Origin of the sequence: Synechococcus sp. PCC 7335 (assembly GCF_000155595.1) — a bacterium.
In the GTDB taxonomy this organism is placed as follows: domain Bacteria; phylum Cyanobacteriota; class Cyanobacteriia; order Phormidesmidales; family Phormidesmidaceae; genus Phormidesmis.
Genome location: NZ_DS989904.1, coordinates 1274365 through 1294353, shown reverse-complemented (window position 1 = coordinate 1294353; position 19989 = coordinate 1274365). Strand labels below are relative to the sequence as shown.

Genomic DNA, 19989 nt, shown 5'->3' with positions numbered 1-19989 from the left:
ACCTGCTCTCGCTAATGCTTCGCACTACCACAGAACGCTCCTCTACCGCTTGTATAAATACAAGCCCACAGCTTCGGTGCAATACTTAGTCCCATTCATTTTCGGCGCAGGAACGCTTGACCAGTGAGCTATTACGCACTCTTTCAAGGATGGCTGCTTCTAGGCAAACCTCCTGGTTGTCTCTGCATTCCCACCTCCTTTGCCACTTAGTATTGACTTGGGGACCTTAGCTGGTGGTCTGGGCTGTTTCCCTCTTGACGATGAAGCTTATCCCCCACCGTCTTACTGGCCATGTGTTCATCGGGTATTCTGAGTTTGACTCGATTTGGTACCGCTCTCGCAGCCCGCACCGAATCAGTGCTTTACCCCCCGACTATAATCATGACCGCTGCGCCTAAACACATTTCGAGGAGAACCAGCTAGCTCCAGGTTCGATTGGCATTTCACCCCTAACCACACCTCATCCGCTCCTTTTTCAACAGAAGTCGGTTCGGACCTCCACTTAGTGTTACCTAAGCTTCATCCTGGACATGGTTAGATCACCTGGGTTCGGGTCTATAAAATCTGACGACTCGCCCTATTAAGACTCGGTTTCCCTTTGGCTTCGGATATATTCTCCTTAACCTGCCAGACCCTATAAGTCGCCGGCTCATTCTTCAACAGGCACACTATCACACGTTTAATCGTGCTCTAATTGCTTGTAAGCTCACGGTTTCATGTTCTATTTCACTCCCCTCCCGGGGTTCTTTTCACCTTTCCCTCGCGGTACTCTTCACTATCGGTCACACAGGAGTATTTAGCCTTACGAGGTGGTCCTCGTGGATTCAACCGGAATTTCTCGTGTTCCGGCCTACTCGGGATAACGCTAGTATCCTTAAAGTTTCAACTACGGGACTCTCACCCTCTACGGTTCACCTCTTAAGTGATTCGTCTACTCGCTAGATTCCATATCGCGCTCCCACAACCCCACCAGTAAAAACCGGTGGTTTGGGCTCTTCCCGCTTCGCTCGCCGCTACTAAGGGAATCGAGTTTTCTTTCTCTTCCTACAGCTACTTAGATGTTTCAGTTCACTGCGTTCGCTCATACTTACCTATAGATTCAGTAAGTTGTTTCTAGGGTTGCCCCATTCGGAAATCTCTGGATCAATGCCTGCTTCCGGCTCCCCAAAGCGTATCGTCGGTAACCACGTCCTTCTTCGCCTCTGTGTGCCTAGGTATCCACCGTGAGCCCTTTGTAGCTTGACCTTCTTTGGATATATAAAGATCATTTCGCTAGATTGTTTCCAATTCACTACTTCACAACTAATCTCAGGAAGAAGATAGCTTGACTTTCATCTCGCTTCTCTTTCACTTCAATCGCGCTTCAGTTTATCGAAAACAATCGGGCTTTTTGTTTCTTTCAAATGTCTTCTGCTAGACACTCGAACTACCTTTGCTTTCTTATTGCTTTCTATGCAGTTGTCAAGGTTCTCGCTAGTCTCTAAAGACCAGCACTCTATGATGTCTTTCCCTACTCAGGAACATCTCTAGATGCTGATTTTTACTCGACCTATTCAATCTATCCCAAACCCTTCGTTTAGTTCACTCAATGCTTTGGTGGAGGTAAGCGGACTCGAACCGCTGACATCCTGCTTGCAAAGCAGGCGCTCTACCAGCTGAGCTATACCCCCATATATTAACTATGAAAGTGGGCCATCCTGGACTCGAACCAGGGACCTCACCCTTATCAGGGGTGCGCTCTAACCACCTGAGCTAATAGCCCTTACTTCTCGGGGTCTTTACGCTTCTATCGCAACACCCAAATAGCTTAGAGAATTCGCAGACTTAACTGCTCGAACCAACAAAACCCTCAACGACCTTAGGTGACTACAACAACGCTCTATTCGCTATTTGCTTTCAAGCACTTGTCTAGTAGGTCTCCCTCTAAGGAGGTGATCCAGCCACACCTTCCGGTACGGCTACCTTGTTACGACTTCACCCCAGTCATCAGCCCTGCCTTCGGCGTCCCCCTCCACAAGGGTTGGGGTAACGACTTCGGGCGTGGCCAACTTCCATGGTGTGACGGGCGGTGTGTACAAGGCCCGGGAACGTATTCACCGCAGTATGCTGACCTGCGATTACTAGCGATTCCGCCTTCATGCAGGCGAGTTGCAGCCTGCAATCTGAACTGAGCAACGGTTTATGGGATTAGCTCACTATCGCTAGTTGGCTGCCCTTTGTCCGTTGCATTGTAGTACGTGTGTAGCCCAGGATGTAAGGGGCATGATGACTTGACGTCATCCCCACCTTCCTCCGGTTTGTCACCGGCAGTCTCCTTAAAGTGCCCAACTTAATGATGGCAACTAAGGACGAGGGTTGCGCTCGTTGCGGGACTTAACCCAACATCTCACGACACGAGCTGACGACAGCCATGCACCACCTGTCTCTACGTTCCCGAAGGCACAACTCTCTTTCAAAAGTCTTCGTAGGATGTCAATCCCTGGTAAGGTTCTTCGCGTTGCATCGAATTAAACCACATACTCCACCGCTTGTGCGGGCCCCCGTCAATTCCTTTGAGTTTCACACTTGCGTGCGTACTCCCCAGGCGGGACACTTAACGCGTTTGCTTCGATACTGCACGGGTCGATACGCGCAACACCTAGTGTCCATCGTTTACAGCTAGGACTACAGGGGTATCTAATCCCTTTCGCTCCCCTAGCTTTCGTCCATCAGCGTCAGTAATGGCCCAGTAGAGCGCCTTCGCCACTGGTGTTCTTCCTAATATCTACGCATTTCACCGCTACACTAGGAATTCCCTCTACCCCTACCACTCTCTAGTCTAGTAGTTTCAATTGCCCATCCACAGTTGAGCTGTGGGCTTTAACAACTGACTTTCTAAACCGCCTACGGACGCTTTACGCCCAATAATTCCGGATAACGCTTGCATCCTCCGTCTTACCGCGGCTGCTGGCACGGAGTTAGCCGATGCTGATTCCTCAGGTACCGTCAGAATCTTCTTCCCTGAGAAAAGAGGTTTACAACCCACAGGCCTTCCTCCCTCACGCGGCGTTGCTCCGTCAGGCTTGCGCCCATTGCGGAAAATTCCCCACTGCTGCCTCCCGTAGGAGTCTGGGCCGTGTCTCAGTCCCAGTGTGGCTGATCGTCCTCTCAGACCAGCTACTGATCGTCGCCTTGGTAAGCCTTTACCCCACCAACTAGCTAATCAGACGCGAGCTCATCTACAGGCTATTAATATTTCACCTCTCGGCACATCGGGTGTTAGCAGGAATTTCTCCCTGTTGTCCCCATCCTATAGGCAGATCCTCACGCGTTACTCACCCGTCCGCCACTAACCTCCGAAAAGGTCCGTTCGACTTGCATGTGTTAAGCACGCCGCCAGCGTTCATCCTGAGCCAGGATCAAACTCTCCATTTTAGGTGAATTCTCTAAAAGAACTCAGTTTGTCTCAAACTCAAGCTATTTACTAGCTATCCTTACATTGCATTTCGAAAATAACTATGCTATCCTCGAAAACAATTTACTTCTTTAACGAGGGTCTCGTTAATTCATAATTCTCTAAACTATTCTCTTTTCTAGGTGCTACTTATCGCCTCCAGGGCGCCGCTCTCGCGTCGCTTCCTCCCTTCAGCGCCTAATGAATATAACGCTCTAATACAACGAGTGTCAACACCTTTTTCAAAAATAACTTTGAAAGGGCTGAAACCTCTCCATTTGAGGGTTTCAGCCCTTTTTTTGGTTCGCTCGAACATTTTTTTGTGTAATTTGGCTATTTTTCTTCGATGCACTTTTGCTTTAGAAACGTTGATATCCTCCTACACGTAAAGGCTATAGCTGATCTAGCTTTATGCTGAGGTTTGTTTGCAGTCTTTATTTCGGGTAGAAGGTATGTTGCCAAGTTGGATAGTTTTGGATGAGCTGCTAACGCATTGGCTAAGAGAGGATATTGGGAGAGGGGATAAAACGACTGATGGGTTAGCTGAGCTTGCTAGAGCTAAGGGAAAGGCTTATTGGGTTGCTAAAGAAGATGGTGTGATTGCTGGCTTACCAATTGCGGAGCGCGTGTTTTCTTTGTTAGATAACGATGTGGTGTTTCAAGCTCAAGCGGCTGATGGTGACTACATCCAAAAAGACACCGTGATCGCAAACATCGACTGCCAGCTTTCTACGCTACTGACTGGAGAGCGTGTTGCTCTCAACCTAGCGATGAGTCTAAGTGGGATTGCGACGACAACTAGACAGTATGCTGAGGTCATCACAGATCTTCCTACGCAGCTAGTCGATACTAGAAAAACAACACCTGGAATGAGGCTACTTGAAAAGTACGCCGCTTATGTAGGTGGAGCGCAGAATCATCGGATGGGCTTGGATGATGGTGTGATGATTAAGGACAACCATATTGCGGTAGCCGGGGGGATCGGTAGAGCCATCAAGCACATCAGAGCGCGAATTCCTTACCCAATTACAATAGAGGTAGAGACTGAGAGCTTGGAACAGGTGAAAGAAGCGATCGCCCACCAGGCTGATATCATCATGCTCGACAATATGCCCTTAGAAACTATGTACGAGGCGGTAGAGGCGATTCGAGCCGCGAACAAGCGTATCAAGATCGAAGCGTCTGGTAATATCACACTAGATACCATCCGAGCGGTAGCGGAAACAGGGGTAGATTACATCTCTAGCAGCGCCCCAATTACGCGATCACCCTGGCTTGATTTGAGTATGCGGATGAAGCAAAGTTAATTTACAAAACGGAGTCTTTAAGGCAGCCGAACTCTTGGACTAGGCTAAGGCCAATGTCACTTATAAAGTAATGTCTATGTGCAATCAATCCCGTAGTCATCAGTCCCTTAGTCAGCGGAGCAACAGTCAGCCCAGCGTCATCCAAATTGACATGCTAGACAGTGACTACGCCAAGATGGTTGCAGGAGAGTCAATTGCTATAGATCGTAGAGACAGACTCGAAAATATTGATACCTATACGCTGAATCGACTGGGCAAGCAGATTAGCCGCTATCGCTATGGCAATCTAGATCAAATTGGGAAAGATGACATTCTTTGCGATATAGGCCTAACAGCCGAACTACTCACGCGTTGGGACATGGAAGACATTCATCAGAGAAACAGAGAGTCTGGATATTTCTATCTAACAGAAAGTGAGCGTCTGCAAATTCTCAATTGGCTAAAAGACGAGCTAGCAGTTGATCTCACAGCAATTAGCTCTGAAGTGACTCAATTATGAAAGTATGAAGGCAGCTCTAAAATGAGCTGACCGAGACAGGTAGTGTAGAGTCTCAGCCTTTGTCTACTTGTCTACGTACGTCTTTAATGGCGTATGTCTTTAACGGCTAAAAGTGCCAAACTTACTAGAAGCTGGCCACTACAATTTATAGCATTGGCCGGATGCATACTCTACGAGAAGGCAAAGCCTACGGTCACTGCTGACCGCCTAGCTCTCTATGCATCAAGGGTTTCAGCTCTAGAAAATGTGTAGAGTCAAGTGGCGAAAGCTATAGAACAGAGATTCACACCAAAAACAAGGCAAAGCCAATGGCCTCAGCTATTTCTCACGAACTGCCAGGACTCATAGAAGGACTTCCTGATCTATGTGGTCAAGAAGACAAGCTCGAACTAGTCACTAACCAATCCAACCCAGTTTTCTTACCTCAAAGCAACCTACGGCTATCGGAGATCTCTGCTGGGTTTGCGGTTGCTTTACACATGCATCAGCCGACGATCCCAGCAGGTCAGCAGGGTGAGCTGATCGGCAATTTGCAGCATATGTTTGAGCATCCTCACGATGGGGATAATCACAACGCAGGACCCTTTGCTTATTGCTACAGCCGGATTGGCGACTTCATCCCTGAACTAGTAGAGCAGGGATGCAATCCTAGAGTGATGCTGGACTACTCAGGAACTTTGCTATGGGGAATACAGCAGATGGGTCGCGCTGACATCATCGATAAGCTAAAGCAGGTGACCTGTAAGCAGCAGTATCAACCGTATGTAGAGTGGCTTGGTACCTTTTGGGGGCATGGTGTAGCAGGTTCAACTCCTCTACCAGATATTGAGCTGCACATCCGAGCTTGGCAGCACCATTTCGCTGCGATATTCGGCAAAGAAGCTTTGAAAAGGGTAAGGGGATTTTCCCTACCAGAGATGCAGCTGCCAAATCACCCTGAGACACTGTATGTGCTAGTAAAGGCCCTAAAAGACTGCGGCTATCAATGGATGATGGTGCAAGAGCACACGATTGAAACATTGACCGGAGAGGGAATTCAAGAAACCCATCTGCCTCATAGGTTAGTGGCGCGAGGGCTATCGGGCGAAGTGGCCGAGATCATTGTACTCATCAAGACACAGGGGTCGGATACGAAGCTAGTCGGGCAGATGCAGCCATACTATGAGGCGAAAACACTCAGTCCGAAGCAGTTAGGCAGTGCGACTATTCCTCCCTTGGTGACACAAATTGCGGACGGAGAGAATGGTGGGGTAATGATGAACGAGTTTCCAAGTGCGTTTAAGCGAGCTTGGCACGAGATGGGTGGTAGCAGACAAGGAACGGTAGCCTTTAACGGAACAGAGTATCTAGAGTTGCTAGCAGATGCAGGCGTTGGCAAAGAGGATTTCCCAATCTGTCAGGCAATTGGCCAGGCCAAGCTATGGGAGAAAGTAGAGGGAACGGTGACACCGGAGAAGGTACGCGATGCGATCGCTCAACTACAGAACGCTGCTGATGGCATCAATATGAGTGGCGGGTCGTGGACTAACGACAGAAGCTGGGTCGAAGGCTATAGCGACGTATTGACCCCAATGGAAGAGCTAAGCAATCAATTCCATCAGAAGATAGCTGCCACAGGTGAACCGATTGAGATCCTGAGAAAGCAACCTCGCTATCGCAACGCGCTACTTCATAACCTGTTGCTACAAACGAGCTGCTTTCGGTACTGGGGTCAAGGCGGATGGACTGACTATGCCAAAGAGATATATCGCCGTGGAATGGCTATCTTAGAGCACGATTTCTGAACCCCTCGGAAGTTTCTGAAGTCCTCTCTTGATAGTGTTGCTAGATAGTGTTCTAGATGCTGCACAGTGCGCACTGGGGTGAGACCTGCCCAGTGGATGATGACTGCTGTCGCTATATAGGCGTACGCTCTAGGGCACTATGCCATAGGGCCAAACATAGGTTTATCTCAGGCCAACAAATATTAAATGATAAAAGCAGAAATAAATGAGCATCTTGTTAGCAAGTGGATCTCTATATATGCGCGATTCGGCTACGGCGCCAAAGGGATTATTTACGGAGGTACAGGGCTACTGGCACTATCAGAGGCTTTCGATCTTACAAATGGGGGGGTTGCTGGCTCTACAGGCATCCTGAAAGCGATTGCTATCCGACCGTTAGGTAAGCTGCTGGTCGTCCTGATTACATTTTGCTTGATGGGATATGTTGTCTGGCGCGTGATTCAGGCGGGTTGGGACCCAGAACACAGCGGTAGCAAAGGCTTTTCAGATATCGTGCGGCGAATTGGCTACGGCTGTAGTGGACTGGTTTACGCCAGTATCGCCTATAGCGTTGTAGAGATCTTGAGCGAACAGCCTTCTGAAGCCAAAAGGAGCTTAGAGGATTGGGCGTATGAGATTATGGTTAGGCCTGTAGGCCGACTGCTAGTTGGCGCAGTCGGCTTAGTCTTCTTTGGCATCGGCTGCTATTACTTTTACCGAGCAATCAAGGCCGAGTTTCGTAAACGCTTCAAGCGGCATCACATGAGCGATACTGCCAAGACATGGGCTTCTATCATGGGTCGATTTGGTATTGCCGCTCGAGGCATAGTCTATGTGTTGATCGGCGCGTATGCGGTTGGCGCAGCCTGGCAGTTCGAGCCTTCACTGATTAAAACGACAGAAGAAGCGTTAGCTCTGTTTGATGATAATCCGACAGACGAATGGATATTAGCGACTCTAGGGATTGGCTTTGTAGCCTACGCAGTCCATATGGGATTTCAGGCGGTCTATCGCAGTATCGAACCAATCGATTAACCCTGAAGTTGATCAACTCTGGGTTTGAAGACCATCCAAGAGGCTAATGCTTTGCAGCTCCAAGCGCGCGGTTCATAGCCATGATAACAGTAGTCAGCCATAGCAGTCCCACGAACCAGCCTGCTAGAACATCGCTAGGCCAGTGTGCGCCTAGTGCCAGCCTAGATAGAGAAATCAACCCTATCCAGACAACGGCAAAGAGTATAGAAATGGCTTTTTCTATAGGATTGCGCGATGAGCGAAACCATAGATAGAACAGCAGGCCATACATCGTCACAGAGACGACAACATGGCCGGAAGGAAAGGAGTGTAAGCTAGGCGCGGCGATGCCCTCAGCGATCAACTCAGGGCGATCGCGGCTCCATGTTCCCCAACTAATCCAGACCAACGCAAACTGACCAATATAAGTAGCTACTACAGTTGCGGCTACGATTGGCTTGCGAAACCAGGCCGTTAGGGCAGTAAAGGTAAAAAATACGGGCAGCATGCCCACCAAGTTGCCAGGAGATTCCCAAGTAACCCCTTTTGAAAAAGACAGCGGAGAATAGTCGCGCATCTTCAACAACCATTTTTCATCCCAAGTTTGCAAACCAGTGTCAACTTGCCCCATAGCGATTAGGGTCAGTCCGTAGACGATAAGCGCACTAATGCCAAGCCCAATCGCTAGCGTCTTCCACCACTTTGCCCAAGCGGATGGGGGAAGTGTATGGCTCTCTTTCCAGAAACGCTGGGCAATCGCGACAATTCCGGTAGGTAAAACGGTTTTATTCTTCGGCTTTATCATCTTAAGTAGACATATCCGGCAAATGTGACAAAAGCAGTCCGTGTATGGCAAGTTGCGGAGCGCACACTCAGCAAGGCTATGCCTATAGCAGTTTGAAAGGCACTTAGCTCTATCTATCAAGGGCAGTGACCCTTGTTGATGGTACAGGCTAAATGCGGGTTACTATAGTTTGCCCATTCTATGTCCACATTACTTTGTGCTCACAGACGCATAGCTAGCATCTGTCAGGCGACAGGTTATGTATTTTCTGTGGAATTTCTGTGCGATTAAGTATTTTGTGCGATGCCTGCTATCTGTGATAGCTAGGAGAACCTAGCAAAAACCTAGCTGCAGTGCTGCAATCAATACTATGAGGCTAAAACCTCAAGGCTAAAAATTACGAGGCTAGAAACCTACTGGCGCTAAAGCCTATGACGCTAGTGCTAGATTCATTCGGCTCAAAAATGCCTGCAACCGCTCGCTACTGGGGTTAGTTAGCACCTGACGAGGATCGCCTTCTTCTTCCACTTTACCTTTGTTGAGAAAGACGACTCGACTCGCAACTTCACGGGCGAACTGCATCTCATGGGTGACTACAATCATGGTCATCCCTTCTTTAGCAAGCTGCTGCATGACTTCTAGCACTTCACCGACTAGCTCAGGGTCTAAAGCGCTAGTCGGTTCATCAAACAGCATCACCTCTGGCTTCATACAAAGGGCCCGGGCGATCGCAACTCTTTGCTTTTGCCCGCCGGAAAGCTGATCGGGATAGGCCTCTGCCTTTGCACTTAGACCAACTTTATCTAAGAAGAACCGGGCAGTCTCCTGGCTTTCGGCTTTAGACTGATCCAAAACTTTGAGCGGCGCTAAACATAGATTTTCCAAGACAGAAAGGTGTGGAAATAGATTAAATTGCTGGAACACCATCCCCACGTTCGCGCGCAGGGCTAGCAAGTCGCGCCGACTGAGCTTTGGCAGCGATAAGTCAATATTGTTGACAATTAGCTGACCTCCAGTAATAGACTCAAGCCGGTTGAAGCAGCGCAGCAACGTACTTTTACCACAGCCGGAAGAGCCAATAATAGACACCACTTCACCGCGTTGAATCTGACAGTCTATCCCACGTAAAACAGCTAGGTCGCCAAAGCTTTTTTGCAAATTAGCGCAAGTTATGACGGGATTAGATGCGGTCATGAAACAACCTTACTGACAAAGTCAACACGAAACTTAGACAAAAGAGTACCACCCTAATACCAGGCATTTGGATACAGCGGTAACAAAAAGTACTGTAAGTAGATCAAAAAGACAGTAATGATACCTTTTGGGATGCTGGGCTTTCTTAAAAACTAAGCATAAAGCTAACGGCGACATCTCCAATGACGCTTTGATTTTGATATCGAACGCTTGATGTCGGATGCTTAATGTCGAATACTTGGTGTCGAATGCAAGGTAATTGTTTTCACAAAGAATATTACCTATTTGCTCTCTAGGGCACCAGGTTTAGTAGCTTAAGAACAGGTAAAGTCTGATAGGTATTTACAAACAGCTAAGGGCTGTGAGGGGATTTAATGATGAACTTAACGCGATCTACTTTTTTGAAGTCGGCGGTGCTAGCTATCTGTACGGCTGGGCTGCTGGTCGCCTGTGGTGGCGGTGGTGGCGAAGACGCCAGTGATGGCGGTGATGTTTTCTCGGTAGGAACTGAACCAGCCTTTCCTCCCTTTGAGTCAGTAGGCGACGATGGTGAGTTACAAGGGTTCGATATTGATTTGATGCGGGCGATTGGCGAAAAAGCTGGAAAGACTGTTGAGTTTGAAAGCTTGCCTTTTGATGGGCTGATTCCCGCTTTGCAGGGCGCTTCTATTGATGCGGCAATTAGCGGAATGACAATCACTGAAGAGCGAGCTGATACGGTCGATTTTTCAGACCCTTACTTCAAGGCAGGTTTAGCGATCGCAGTTGCAGAAGGCGATACAGAAATCAATACCTTAGATGATTTAGAAGGAAAAAGAATCGCGGTTCAAATCGGTACTACGGGCGCTGAGACAGCAGCAGGGGTTCCCGAGGCTGAAGTCAGCACGTTTGATTCTGCGCCTCTAGCATTGCAGGAGCTAGCAAATGGCAATGTAGATGCGGTGGTCAATGACGCGCCAGCCACTTTAGATGCGATCGCCACTGGTAATATTCCAGGCATCACCGTAGTCGGTGAGCTTTTGACCGAAGAGTTTTATGGAATTGCCATGCCTAAAGGATCTGAGGATGTAGAGACCGTCAATACGGCACTTTCAGAACTCATTGATGATGGGACTTATGCTGAGATCTATAGAAAGTGGTTTGATGCTGAACCACCTGAGCTGTAGAAGCAACCAAAGCAAGGGCTAAACAACCCAAACACCAGCACCCACACATTTCAGGAGTTCTCTATTGGAAACATCACTAGGCTTTATTCTTGATGCAGTCCCTGCCTTGCTCAAAGGCGCACTGATTACGTTGCAGTTGACGGCGGTCTCGGTTGCGTTCGGTTCTATTGGTGGAATTGCATTAGGTATCGCTAGGCTGTCAAAAGCTGGACCAATACGGCTACTGGCTAGGGCGTACATCGACTTTTTTCGGGGTACGCCGCTACTAGTACAGCTATTTATGATCTATTTTGGAGTCCCAGCTCTAGTCAGAACCTTCGGTCTCGACTTCACGTTCAATCAATGGGGCGCAGCGGTCTTAGGATTGAGCTTGAACTCAGCCGCTTATCTAGCCGAGATTGTGAGAGCAGGCATTCAGTCGATTGAAGTCGGCCAGAAGGAAGCGGCTGAGTCTTTAGGGTTAGATTCGTCCCAGACCATGCAATATGTGGTGTTTCCACAGGCTCTGCGCCGGATGGTCCCGCCTTTGGGAAATGAATTTATTACGCTACTCAAAGACACCAGCCTAGTAGCAGTCATTGGCTATCAAGAGCTGTTTCGACAGGGACAGCTAATCGTGGCTAGAAACTTTCGCTCATTCGAGATATTCTTCGCCGTGGCGCTCATCTATCTAGCTCTCAACGTGATTGCTTCGCAGGCTTTTTCGCTGCTAGAGCGTAGGCTAGATCCTAAGCAAACGTAAGCAAGTCCTATGGCTCAGAGTTTCCCTAAGGTCAAGATTATTGCCGTAGGTAAAGTAAAAAAATCTTGGCTTAAAGAAGGCATTGCTTTATACGCCAAGCGCCTACCGGAAATCGAGATGGTAGAAATTAAGGACAGTAACAAGGAGAACGAAGCTGACAAACTCCTCAGTCTGATCAGCGCTCAAGATCGGCTAGTAGTGATGGCAGAGTATGGCAAAGCGTATGACTCTATAGCGTTCGCCAATTGGTTAGGAAGGGAAGCCTTTGGCACGCTAGTGCTATTTATCGGAGGGCCAGAGGGGATCGGCGATCGCCTCAGAAGTCACCAATCTATCAGCCTTTCTGCTATGACATTCCCCCATGAGATAGCCAGACTTGTGCTATTAGAACAGCTATACAGAGCGAAGACAATATTAAACAACGGCAGCTATCACAAGTAGGCGATCACTTTATAAGAACAGTAACAAGACAAGTAGACACGAACTAACTTGAATAGCAATCTCTGCATCAGAGGTTAGATGATCGCACCGACTAGATGCTCGCGCCGTTTATCAAACCCGGCTCACTAGAAGCGTCCTCTTCATCTGATTCAAATTCTTCCGAATCATCTTCTTCATCTTCAAAGCTTTCCTGACTAATCGCCATCGCACGGCTGAGCCAATGTTCGTCAAGCTTGCAGATGAGACGGGCATTGTTGTAAGCCTGGCGCAAAGTCAAAATAGTATGGCCGATATAGGCCCCTGAATCGGACTGACGGGCAACCATGGCACAATCGGCGATGCCTTCTTCAGTTAGACAGATAGGCAGCAGTAGATCAATGCTATTAAGAGTGGGATAGTAAGTTGGAACAGCCGTTTTGTAGTTGACTTGAGTTTTGACTAGGGTACGGCTAAGCGCCTCAGAAAGGCAGTTGACCAAACTTCGGTAGGCAATAGGATCAGCATCTAATGCATCGGCAAAGGCCTTTTTGTATGCGTGAAACTGGGCGCTATCGAGATCTGTTGTATCAAGCGGGGTGAAATTAGCGGGTGCATACTTAACGATAAAAGTATAGGGAAGGCGCTCCATATTGTCTTTAATGATATGGGGCCAGTCGACTCTTGGAGGACCCGCAGAGAGATGGTAGAAGACTTTGGAGGGATCTTTGAGATAGTTGGCAGCGGCAGGGAGATGGTTAAAATGGGCAACGAGTTTTTTGCCAGCGGGGCCTTCACCAGGAATACAAAACGTCAGATCCCAGACTTGGGCGTTGGTAGGATATGGGCTTAGTAGCGCGTAGATAGGACGCAGAAGGCGATCTAGTAAGCCGGTGTTAAAGGCTTTGAACTCGCGATTAGGGCTATCGATGACTTTACGTTCATGCTGCAAGCGAATAAAGGTATAGCGCAAATAGCTCTTTAGGATGGGGTAGGCAAAGTCGTCTGGCGGATGAGCACCGAAGTACCAATCTTCAGGCAGGGCGATCGCCGCTAGCTCACTCACTTTTTGATTTAGCACAGCCGGCGAGAAGCCTGCAAAGGGCGAAAGATGAATTATCTTCTGGCGCTGAGGCCGACTGTTTGGCCTAATAGCAGGACGAACAGGCCTGCGTCTAGAGGGTACTAGTTTTAGCTGGCTGGCCCCTGGCTGGCTATCTCCTGAGCGATTAGCCCCTAAGCCATTTCGCTTTGAGAGGGGAACCGTACGTAAATAGTCTGTATCTTCTAGCTTGAATTCGACTAGCGCTGAGTCGCTTTGCAGAAAGGTCTTAAAGTCTGTAAAGCCATATGTTTGTAGAGAAAATTCAGGGTTCTTCTCGAAAACTGACTGTTTAAGGCTATCTATATGGACCCAGTCTGATCCTAAATAGGGGGCGATCGCATCCAAAATCACCGCCTCCATGTCGACAACCGACCGCACATAGTAGGCAGGTGCAGCCTGTGGCTTTTCTACTCGATCCAAGATAACGAGATCAGGCACAGCCTCCAATAGATAGATCAGCTTAGTGAAGTTGTACTTCTTGTACGAAAAGGAACGGTCATGCTGTCTCAACAAAGAAGCGAACTGCCCAGCATGCATTCGAGGTCTAGGCATAGAGCGCGTCGCTCGATAAATCAGCCGCCTCAGCTGCGGTGAAGCCGATGAAGGGGACTCACTTTCTCCGTTGGGTCTCTGTACGGGGCGCTGTGGCACCGACTGATAGTCCATCAACTGACGATCAGTGGGCGGATTAGGAGAAGATCTTAATTGAAATAAACGTTTTAAAAATCGAACAAGAGACGCAAATAAAGAACTCATCTAGTGGAAGTCGTCGGCTGGCGATAGCGCTAGAGGTGGCTGAAGAATACATTTTGCAGCTATACAGTCTGCAGCTATCTCTGTTAAAAAATGCAACAGTAACTGCTTTATTGCTAACACATTCACAAAAAATTGGTATGCCCCTTGCGTGAAGAAGGCCTCATACCCTACGCAGACTGCTGAAATTAATTGAACTCGGATTGAACTCCACAGCTCGCTACAATAAGTGCTGATCTAACAATAATTTCCCTAATTGAGCCACCTCAACAAATTCATATGTCAGTTCGCGTTCGTATCGCTCCTAGCCCTACCGGTAATCTTCATATAGGTACTGCTCGTACCGCTGTTTTCAACTGGCTGTTCGCTCGCAATCAAGGCGGCCAGTTTTTACTCAGGATTGAAGATACCGACCTGGAGCGCTCGAAGCCGGAGTATACCGACAATATTATTGAAGGGTTGAAATGGCTAGGAATGGACTGGGACGAAGGGCCTTTTTATCAGTCGCAGCGATTAGAGATGTATCGAAAAAAGGTACAGGCGCTTCTAGATAAAGGGCTAGCTTACCGAGCTTATGAAACGCCGGAAGAATTAAACGCGATGCGTGAGGCGCAGCAGGCGCGTAAGGAAGCTCCTCGTTACAACAACCAGCATAGAAATCTAACACCAGAGCAGATATCAGACTTTGAAGCGGCAGGTCGTCCGGCGGTGATTCGTTTCAAAATTGACGATGAGCGTGAGATCACATGGAACGATCTTGTTCGTGGCGCAGTGAGTTGGAAAGGGCGTGACTTAGGCGGTGATATGGTCATTGCTAGAGCATCTTCAGGTTCGGATGTAGGCCAACCTCTGTATAACTTTGTGGTGGTCGTAGACGATGCGGATATGGCAATCACCCATGTCATTCGCGGAGAAGATCATGTAGGAAATACGCCTAAGCAGATTTTGCTATACGAAGCACTCGGCTTTGAAGTACCCAAATTTGCGCATACGCCACTGATCTTGAATGAACAGGGAGCGAAGCTTTCTAAGCGAGATGGTGTGACTTCAGTAGATGATTTTCGCAAGCTGGGATTTACCACTGAGGCACTCGCAAACTACATGACATTGCTAGGCTGGTCTGCGCCCGATGCGCAGGAGCTATTTACTTTAGAAGAAGCCGCAAAGCTATTTAGCTTTGATCGGGTAAATAAAGCAGGCGCAAAATTCGACTGGGACAAGCTCGATTGGATTAATAGTCAGTATCTGCATGAGCAGTCGCCTGAAACCCTGTTGCCGATGCTAATGCCCTATTGGGAAGAAGCTGGTTATGGCTTTGATGCAGACGCAGGCTGGTTGAAGCTGCTAGCAGAAATGATTGGACCTAGTTTGACCCGGTTAAAGGATTGTGTGGAGCTAGGTCGGTTCTTTGCTACGCCAATAATGGACTTTAGTGAGAAGGCGATCGCTCAGCTCCAAACAGAAGGTGTCGCCAAGATTATGCAGGCAACTATAGAGACACTAAAGGAAACATCCATTCAAGAACCTGCCGATGCAAAAGGGGTTGTCAATCAGGTAGCAAAGGGGCTAGGCGTAAAAAAGGGCCTGGTGATGAAATCACTGCGCGCGGCGCTGATGGGCGACATGCAAGGTCCTGATTTAGTAGAGTCTTGGACAATCTTACATCAGCAAGAATACGATTTACAGCGATTAGAAGCGGCTGTAGCCATTGCAAGAGGGTAAGATCACGCTCTGTAGACGACCTTTCAAGGGGGCTCTAAGGAGCCTCTAAAGAGAAAGTATTCTGCGGATTTTCAGAATATTCATTGCTTGAACCTGAGGATTTACGTTAAATTTAGTAAACACAAGTCTCATAAAACTTGTAATTGCTTAGCAATCTGATAATGAGCAGATTTATTTTTGCGAGTCATCCTTTGCAAGCTATCTATTTAACAGAGGCCACCGAGTTATGAAATTTTCTTGGAGAACTGCCCTACTGTGGACAATGCCCCTCTTAGTCGTTGGATTTTTCCTATGGCAGGGCTCTTTCAGTAGCGTAGATCCCGTCGATTCAGGTCGAAACACTGCTAGCACTAGCATGACCTATGGACGCTTTTTAGATTACTTAGACGCGGGTCGGGTAACTTCCGTCGATTTTTATGAAGGCGGCCAGACCGCTATTATTGAGGCCGTTGATCCTCAGATCGATAATCGAGTTCAGCGTTGGCGAGTGGACTTACCTGGTAACGCGCCTGAGCTAGTTGAGCGTCTGCGGGCATCTGATATCAGCTTGGATTCTCACCAGCCTCGTAATGATGGCGCTTTAATTGGGATTCTAGGCAATCTGCTTTTCCCTATTTTGCTGATTGGTGGACTGTTCTTCCTATTTCGCCGCTCTAACGGCGGTGCGGGTGGTCCTGGTCAGGCAATGAACTTTGGTAAATCCAAGGCTCGCTTCATGATGGAAGCGAATACTGGCGTCATGTTTGATGATGTGGCGGGTATTGAAGAAGCGAAAGAAGAGCTACAGGAAGTTGTCACTTTCTTAAAAAAGCCAGAGCGATTTACGGCAATTGGTGCGCGGATTCCTAAAGGTGTGCTGCTAGTAGGTCCTCCAGGTACAGGTAAGACTTTGCTGGCGAAGGCGATCGCTGGTGAAGCGGGTACTCCCTTTTTCTCTATCTCCGGTTCAGAATTCGTAGAGATGTTTGTGGGTGTGGGTGCGTCTCGCGTTCGTGACCTGTTCAAGAAAGCCAAAGAAAACGCGCCTTGTATCATCTTTATTGATGAGATTGACGCAGTTGGTCGCTCTCGTGGTGCAGGTATTGGTGGCGGTAACGACGAGCGTGAGCAAACGCTCAACCAGCTGCTGACCGAGATGGACGGCTTTGAAGGCAACACTGGCATTATCGTGATTGCCGCGACTAACCGTGCTGACGTGCTCGACTCGGCGCTATTGCGTCCTGGCCGCTTTGACCGTCAGGTATCGGTGGATCCACCAGATATCAAGGGTCGCCGCGAAGTGCTAGAAGTGCACGCACGTGATAAGAAGGTGTCTGACGACCTTTCTTTGGATGCGATCGCCCGCCGCACCCCTGGATTCACAGGCGCAGATCTCGCCAATCTCCTCAACGAAGCTGCGATTCTTACCGCTCGTCGTCGGAAAGAAGCGGTCACTATGCTAGAAATCGACGATGCGATTGATCGTGTGATCGCTGGCATGGAAGGCACGCCGCTCACCGACGGTAAGAGTAAGCGACTGATTGCTTACCACGAAGTTGGTCACGCCATTATTGGTACCCTAATCAAGGATCACGATCCTGTGCAAAAGGTGACTCTGATTCCTCGCGGTCAGGCACAAGGTCTAACCTGGTTCACGCCTAGTGAGGATCAAATGCTGATTTCTCGCGGTCAGCTCAAAGCTCGCATTTGTGGTGCTTTAGGTGGACGTGCGGCTGAGGAGGTCATCTTTGGAGATGCTGAAATCACAACAGGTGCAGGTAATGATCTGCAGCAGGTGACGAACATGGCCCGTCAAATGGTAACCAAGTTCGGTATGTCAGAAGACCTCGGTCAGCTAGCGCTAGAAAGTGAGCAGGGTGAAGTCTTCCTTGGCGGGAGCTGGGGCGGTCGCTCTGAATACTCTGAAGAAATTGCGGCTAGAATCGATGCTGCGGTGCGTGAGATCGTTCAGAAGTGCTACGAAGATACGGTGAATATCGTTCGCGAGAACCGTGATGTGATTGACCGGGTAGTTGACTTGCTAATTGAGAAAGAATCCATCGATGGTGATGAATTCCGTCAGATCGTCAGTGAGTATACTACCGTGCCTGATAAAGAACGGTTTGTTCCACAGCTGTAGAACTTCGGCCGTAGAACGGAAGATGTAACTCGGTTAATCTAGCAGGGGGTCTTCTCTGCTAGCGTTAAATAGATAGGAAAGGGCTTGCCGTTCAAAGTGGTAAGCCCTTTTTGATGGACCTTACCCTACTTTTTTCATGCCTACTCTCTACTTTGCGGTGACGAATCACGGGTTTGGTCATGCGACCCGCTCAGCCGCACTCGCTGCTGAAATTAGCCAATGCTGCAAAGCCGCCGACATTCCACTGCGACTGATCATGGCAACGAAAGCGCCGAAGTGGCTGCTAGATACCTACCTAACAGAACCTTATGAGCACCGGACGGTGGCATTCGATGTAGGCGTGTTGCAGACCGATAGCCTGAATATGGACAAGTCGGCGACTTTGAAGGCGGTGCAGGAAATTCGGGTAAGTGAGGATCGATTGATTGCTGAAGAGTCAGCTTACTTGAAAGCACAGCAGGTGGATTTGGTGTTGGCAGATATTCCGCCGCTGATAGCCAAGATCTCGGCGGTGGCGGATGTTCCTTGCTGGATGGTGAGTAATTTTGGCTGGGATTTTATCTATCGAGATTGGATGGAAGAGTATGAAGGGTTTAGGGCGATCACCGACTGGATCGCAGACTGCTTCTCACACGCCACCCAGACCTATCGCCTACCTTTCCACGAACCAATGTCTGCGCTACCCAATCAAACGGACGTAGGATTAACTGGAGGAACCCCTGCCTACAGCGAAGCGCATTTACGAAGACTGATGCAAAGTGACGTGCCTCCAGAGCGAACCGTACTGATTACCTTTGGCGGCATGGGCGTTGCGCAGACACCCTACGAGGCGCTCACCGAGTTTCCAGACTGGCAGTTTATTACGTTTGACCGGGCTGGCGCGAACCTGCCAAATCTGTATCGGGTGAACGATCACAAGATGCGACCCGTGGATTGGATGGTGGTATGTGAGCGCGTTTTCTCCAAACCGGGCTACAGCACTTTTTCCGAAGCCTGCCTGCTAGACAAAGGCATTATTACCATCACTCGCGACGATTTTTCTGAAGCTCATTATCTTTTAAAGGGCATTCAAGATCACGCGTATCACCGAATCGTGGGCGCAAAAAGCTTTCTCGAAGGTGATTGGTCTTGTATCACTAGTGATCTATTATCACCGCGCACAGAGAGCAAGTTGAATAAAAGGGGAAAAGAAGTGATCGCTACTGCTGTTATCGAACACTTCAGCAGACTCAACTAAAACAGCTAACAAAGATCAACTCGTGAAGATCAACTCATGAGGATCAACTCATGAAACAGTGCGATAAACTGACGAAACATCAGTCAGCCTCCAAAGGCCCACTTTAAAAGTCTTATGGTGACCACCTTAGAAACTACCCACTACCAGCACGTCATTCGTCTTAAAACCCAGCCGAAGTCACTTGGCCGCTTCACTCGAAAAGTTCAAGAAGTCGTTGCCGCATCCGGTGTTAAAACCGGACTATGCTCTATATTTTTGCGTCACACGTCCGCCAGCTTAGTGATTCAAGAGAACGCCGATCCAGACGTTTTACTGGATATGGAAACTTTTCTATCGGAGCTAGTACCCGAGGGAAGCTACTACCGTCATAACGATGAAGGACCAGACGATATGCCTGCTCATATCCGTACAGCGCTGACCCATACCTCTGAGCAAATTCCAATTATGAACGGACGCTTGGCTCTAGGCACCTGGCAAGGCATCTACGTATGGGAACATCGTGACTACTCGCACACTAGAGAGATCGTCATTCACATCACCGGCAATTAACGAATGAGCGATCAGAACAATCCTTGGGATAATGTCTCTAAAAAGACATCCAAAAGCGCTACAGGTCAAAAGAAGTCTAAAAAGAGCAGCTATAACAGCGATAGGAAGCCAGGTGAGGGAAAGCTAGGCGATCGCAAGTTCAACAAAGCTAGAAAGGCAACACCTGCACCAAAACTAAAAGCCGA

General features: G+C 48.6%; 14 protein-coding genes, 2 tRNA genes and 2 rRNA genes (1 of these 18 only partly in view). 11 read left to right on the top strand and 7 right to left on the bottom strand.

Annotation, left to right across the window (positions count from 1 at the left end; genetic code table 11):
* From S7335_RS05825 to S7335_RS05810, 4 genes are all read right to left on the bottom strand, one after another.
* Positions 1-1245: ribosomal RNA gene (locus S7335_RS05825) — 23S ribosomal RNA — on the bottom strand; it reaches 1641 nt to the left of the window's first position.
* Positions 1246-1594: 349 nt separating this feature from the next.
* Positions 1595-1670, bottom strand: a tRNA-Ala gene (locus S7335_RS05820).
* 18 nt (positions 1671-1688) lie between these two features.
* Positions 1689-1762: transfer RNA gene (locus tag S7335_RS05815), tRNA-Ile, on the bottom strand.
* Positions 1763-1924: 162 nt separating this feature from the next.
* A 16S ribosomal RNA gene (locus S7335_RS05810) occupies positions 1925-3414 on the bottom strand.
* Together the 16S and 23S rRNA genes with 2 tRNA genes alongside form the textbook arrangement of a ribosomal RNA operon.
* Positions 3415-3885: 471 nt before the next feature.
* Here S7335_RS05810 and nadC point away from each other — a divergent pair.
* The 4 genes from nadC (at position 3886) to S7335_RS05790 (ending at position 8037) form a co-directional block, all read left to right on the top strand.
* Entirely contained in the window at positions 3886-4740 is an 855-nt protein-coding gene (gene nadC / locus S7335_RS05805; RefSeq protein ID WP_038015725.1) for a carboxylating nicotinate-nucleotide diphosphorylase, read from the top strand.
* 76 nt (positions 4741-4816) lie between these two features.
* Complete coding sequence (locus S7335_RS05800) at positions 4817-5239, top strand: hypothetical protein (RefSeq protein WP_006455550.1); 423 nt, start codon at positions 4817-4819, stop codon at positions 5237-5239.
* A gap of 308 nt (positions 5240-5547) precedes the next feature.
* On the top strand, positions 5548-7023 hold the full coding sequence (locus tag S7335_RS05795; RefSeq protein ID WP_006454895.1) for a hypothetical protein: 1476 nt from the start codon (positions 5548-5550) through the stop codon (positions 7021-7023).
* A gap of 186 nt (positions 7024-7209) precedes the next feature.
* A complete protein-coding gene (locus tag S7335_RS05790) occupies positions 7210-8037 on the top strand; it encodes a DUF1206 domain-containing protein (RefSeq protein ID WP_006455530.1) in 828 nt (275 codons plus the stop codon).
* A 43-nt stretch (positions 8038-8080) separates the two neighbouring features.
* Here S7335_RS05790 and S7335_RS05785 read toward each other — a convergent pair whose 3' ends face one another.
* Entirely contained in the window at positions 8081-8821 is a 741-nt protein-coding gene (locus S7335_RS05785; protein ID WP_006453739.1) for a phosphatase PAP2 family protein, read from the bottom strand.
* A 408-nt stretch (positions 8822-9229) separates the two neighbouring features.
* Entirely contained in the window at positions 9230-9994 is a 765-nt protein-coding gene (locus S7335_RS05780) for an amino acid ABC transporter ATP-binding protein (protein WP_038015722.1), read from the bottom strand.
* 377 nt (positions 9995-10371) lie between these two features.
* Here S7335_RS05780 and S7335_RS28375 point away from each other — a divergent pair, with 377 nt between their 5' ends.
* From S7335_RS28375 to S7335_RS05765, 3 genes are all read left to right on the top strand, one after another.
* Positions 10372-11160, top strand: coding sequence for a basic amino acid ABC transporter substrate-binding protein (locus S7335_RS28375; RefSeq protein WP_198011352.1), 789 nt, complete (start codon positions 10372-10374; stop codon positions 11158-11160).
* A 64-nt stretch (positions 11161-11224) separates the two neighbouring features.
* Positions 11225-11902, top strand: a complete 678-nt coding sequence (locus S7335_RS28370; RefSeq protein WP_006456838.1) for an amino acid ABC transporter permease — start codon at positions 11225-11227, stop codon at positions 11900-11902.
* Between the two features lie 9 nt (positions 11903-11911).
* On the top strand, positions 11912-12343 hold the full coding sequence (locus S7335_RS05765) for a 23S rRNA (pseudouridine(1915)-N(3))-methyltransferase RlmH (RefSeq protein WP_006457523.1): 432 nt from the start codon (positions 11912-11914) through the stop codon (positions 12341-12343).
* Between the two features lie 91 nt (positions 12344-12434).
* Here the strand turns inward: S7335_RS05765 and S7335_RS05760 are convergent, their stop codons facing one another.
* Positions 12435-14180, bottom strand: a complete 1746-nt coding sequence (locus S7335_RS05760) for a DUF3825 domain-containing protein (protein ID WP_083785047.1) — start codon at positions 14178-14180, stop codon at positions 12435-12437.
* Positions 14181-14456: 276 nt separating this feature from the next.
* Between S7335_RS05760 and gltX the strand changes: the two genes are divergently transcribed.
* From gltX to S7335_RS05740, 4 genes are all read left to right on the top strand, one after another.
* On the top strand, positions 14457-15899 hold the full coding sequence (gltX, locus tag S7335_RS05755) for a glutamate--tRNA ligase (protein ID WP_006453591.1): 1443 nt from the start codon (positions 14457-14459) through the stop codon (positions 15897-15899).
* A 226-nt stretch (positions 15900-16125) separates the two neighbouring features.
* Positions 16126-18018: an ATP-dependent zinc metalloprotease FtsH2 gene (gene ftsH2, locus S7335_RS05750; protein WP_006456705.1), complete on the top strand. Its 1893-nt coding sequence runs from the start codon at positions 16126-16128 to the stop codon at positions 18016-18018.
* A 136-nt stretch (positions 18019-18154) separates the two neighbouring features.
* Entirely contained in the window at positions 18155-19255 is a 1101-nt protein-coding gene (locus tag S7335_RS05745) for a hypothetical protein (RefSeq protein WP_006457312.1), read from the top strand.
* 114 nt (positions 19256-19369) lie between these two features.
* The gene (locus S7335_RS05740) at positions 19370-19804 is read left to right on the top strand and encodes a secondary thiamine-phosphate synthase enzyme YjbQ (protein WP_006453983.1); all 435 of its coding nucleotides are present in this window, start codon (positions 19370-19372) and stop codon (positions 19802-19804) included.
* The last annotated feature ends 185 nt before the right edge of the window (positions 19805-19989 follow it).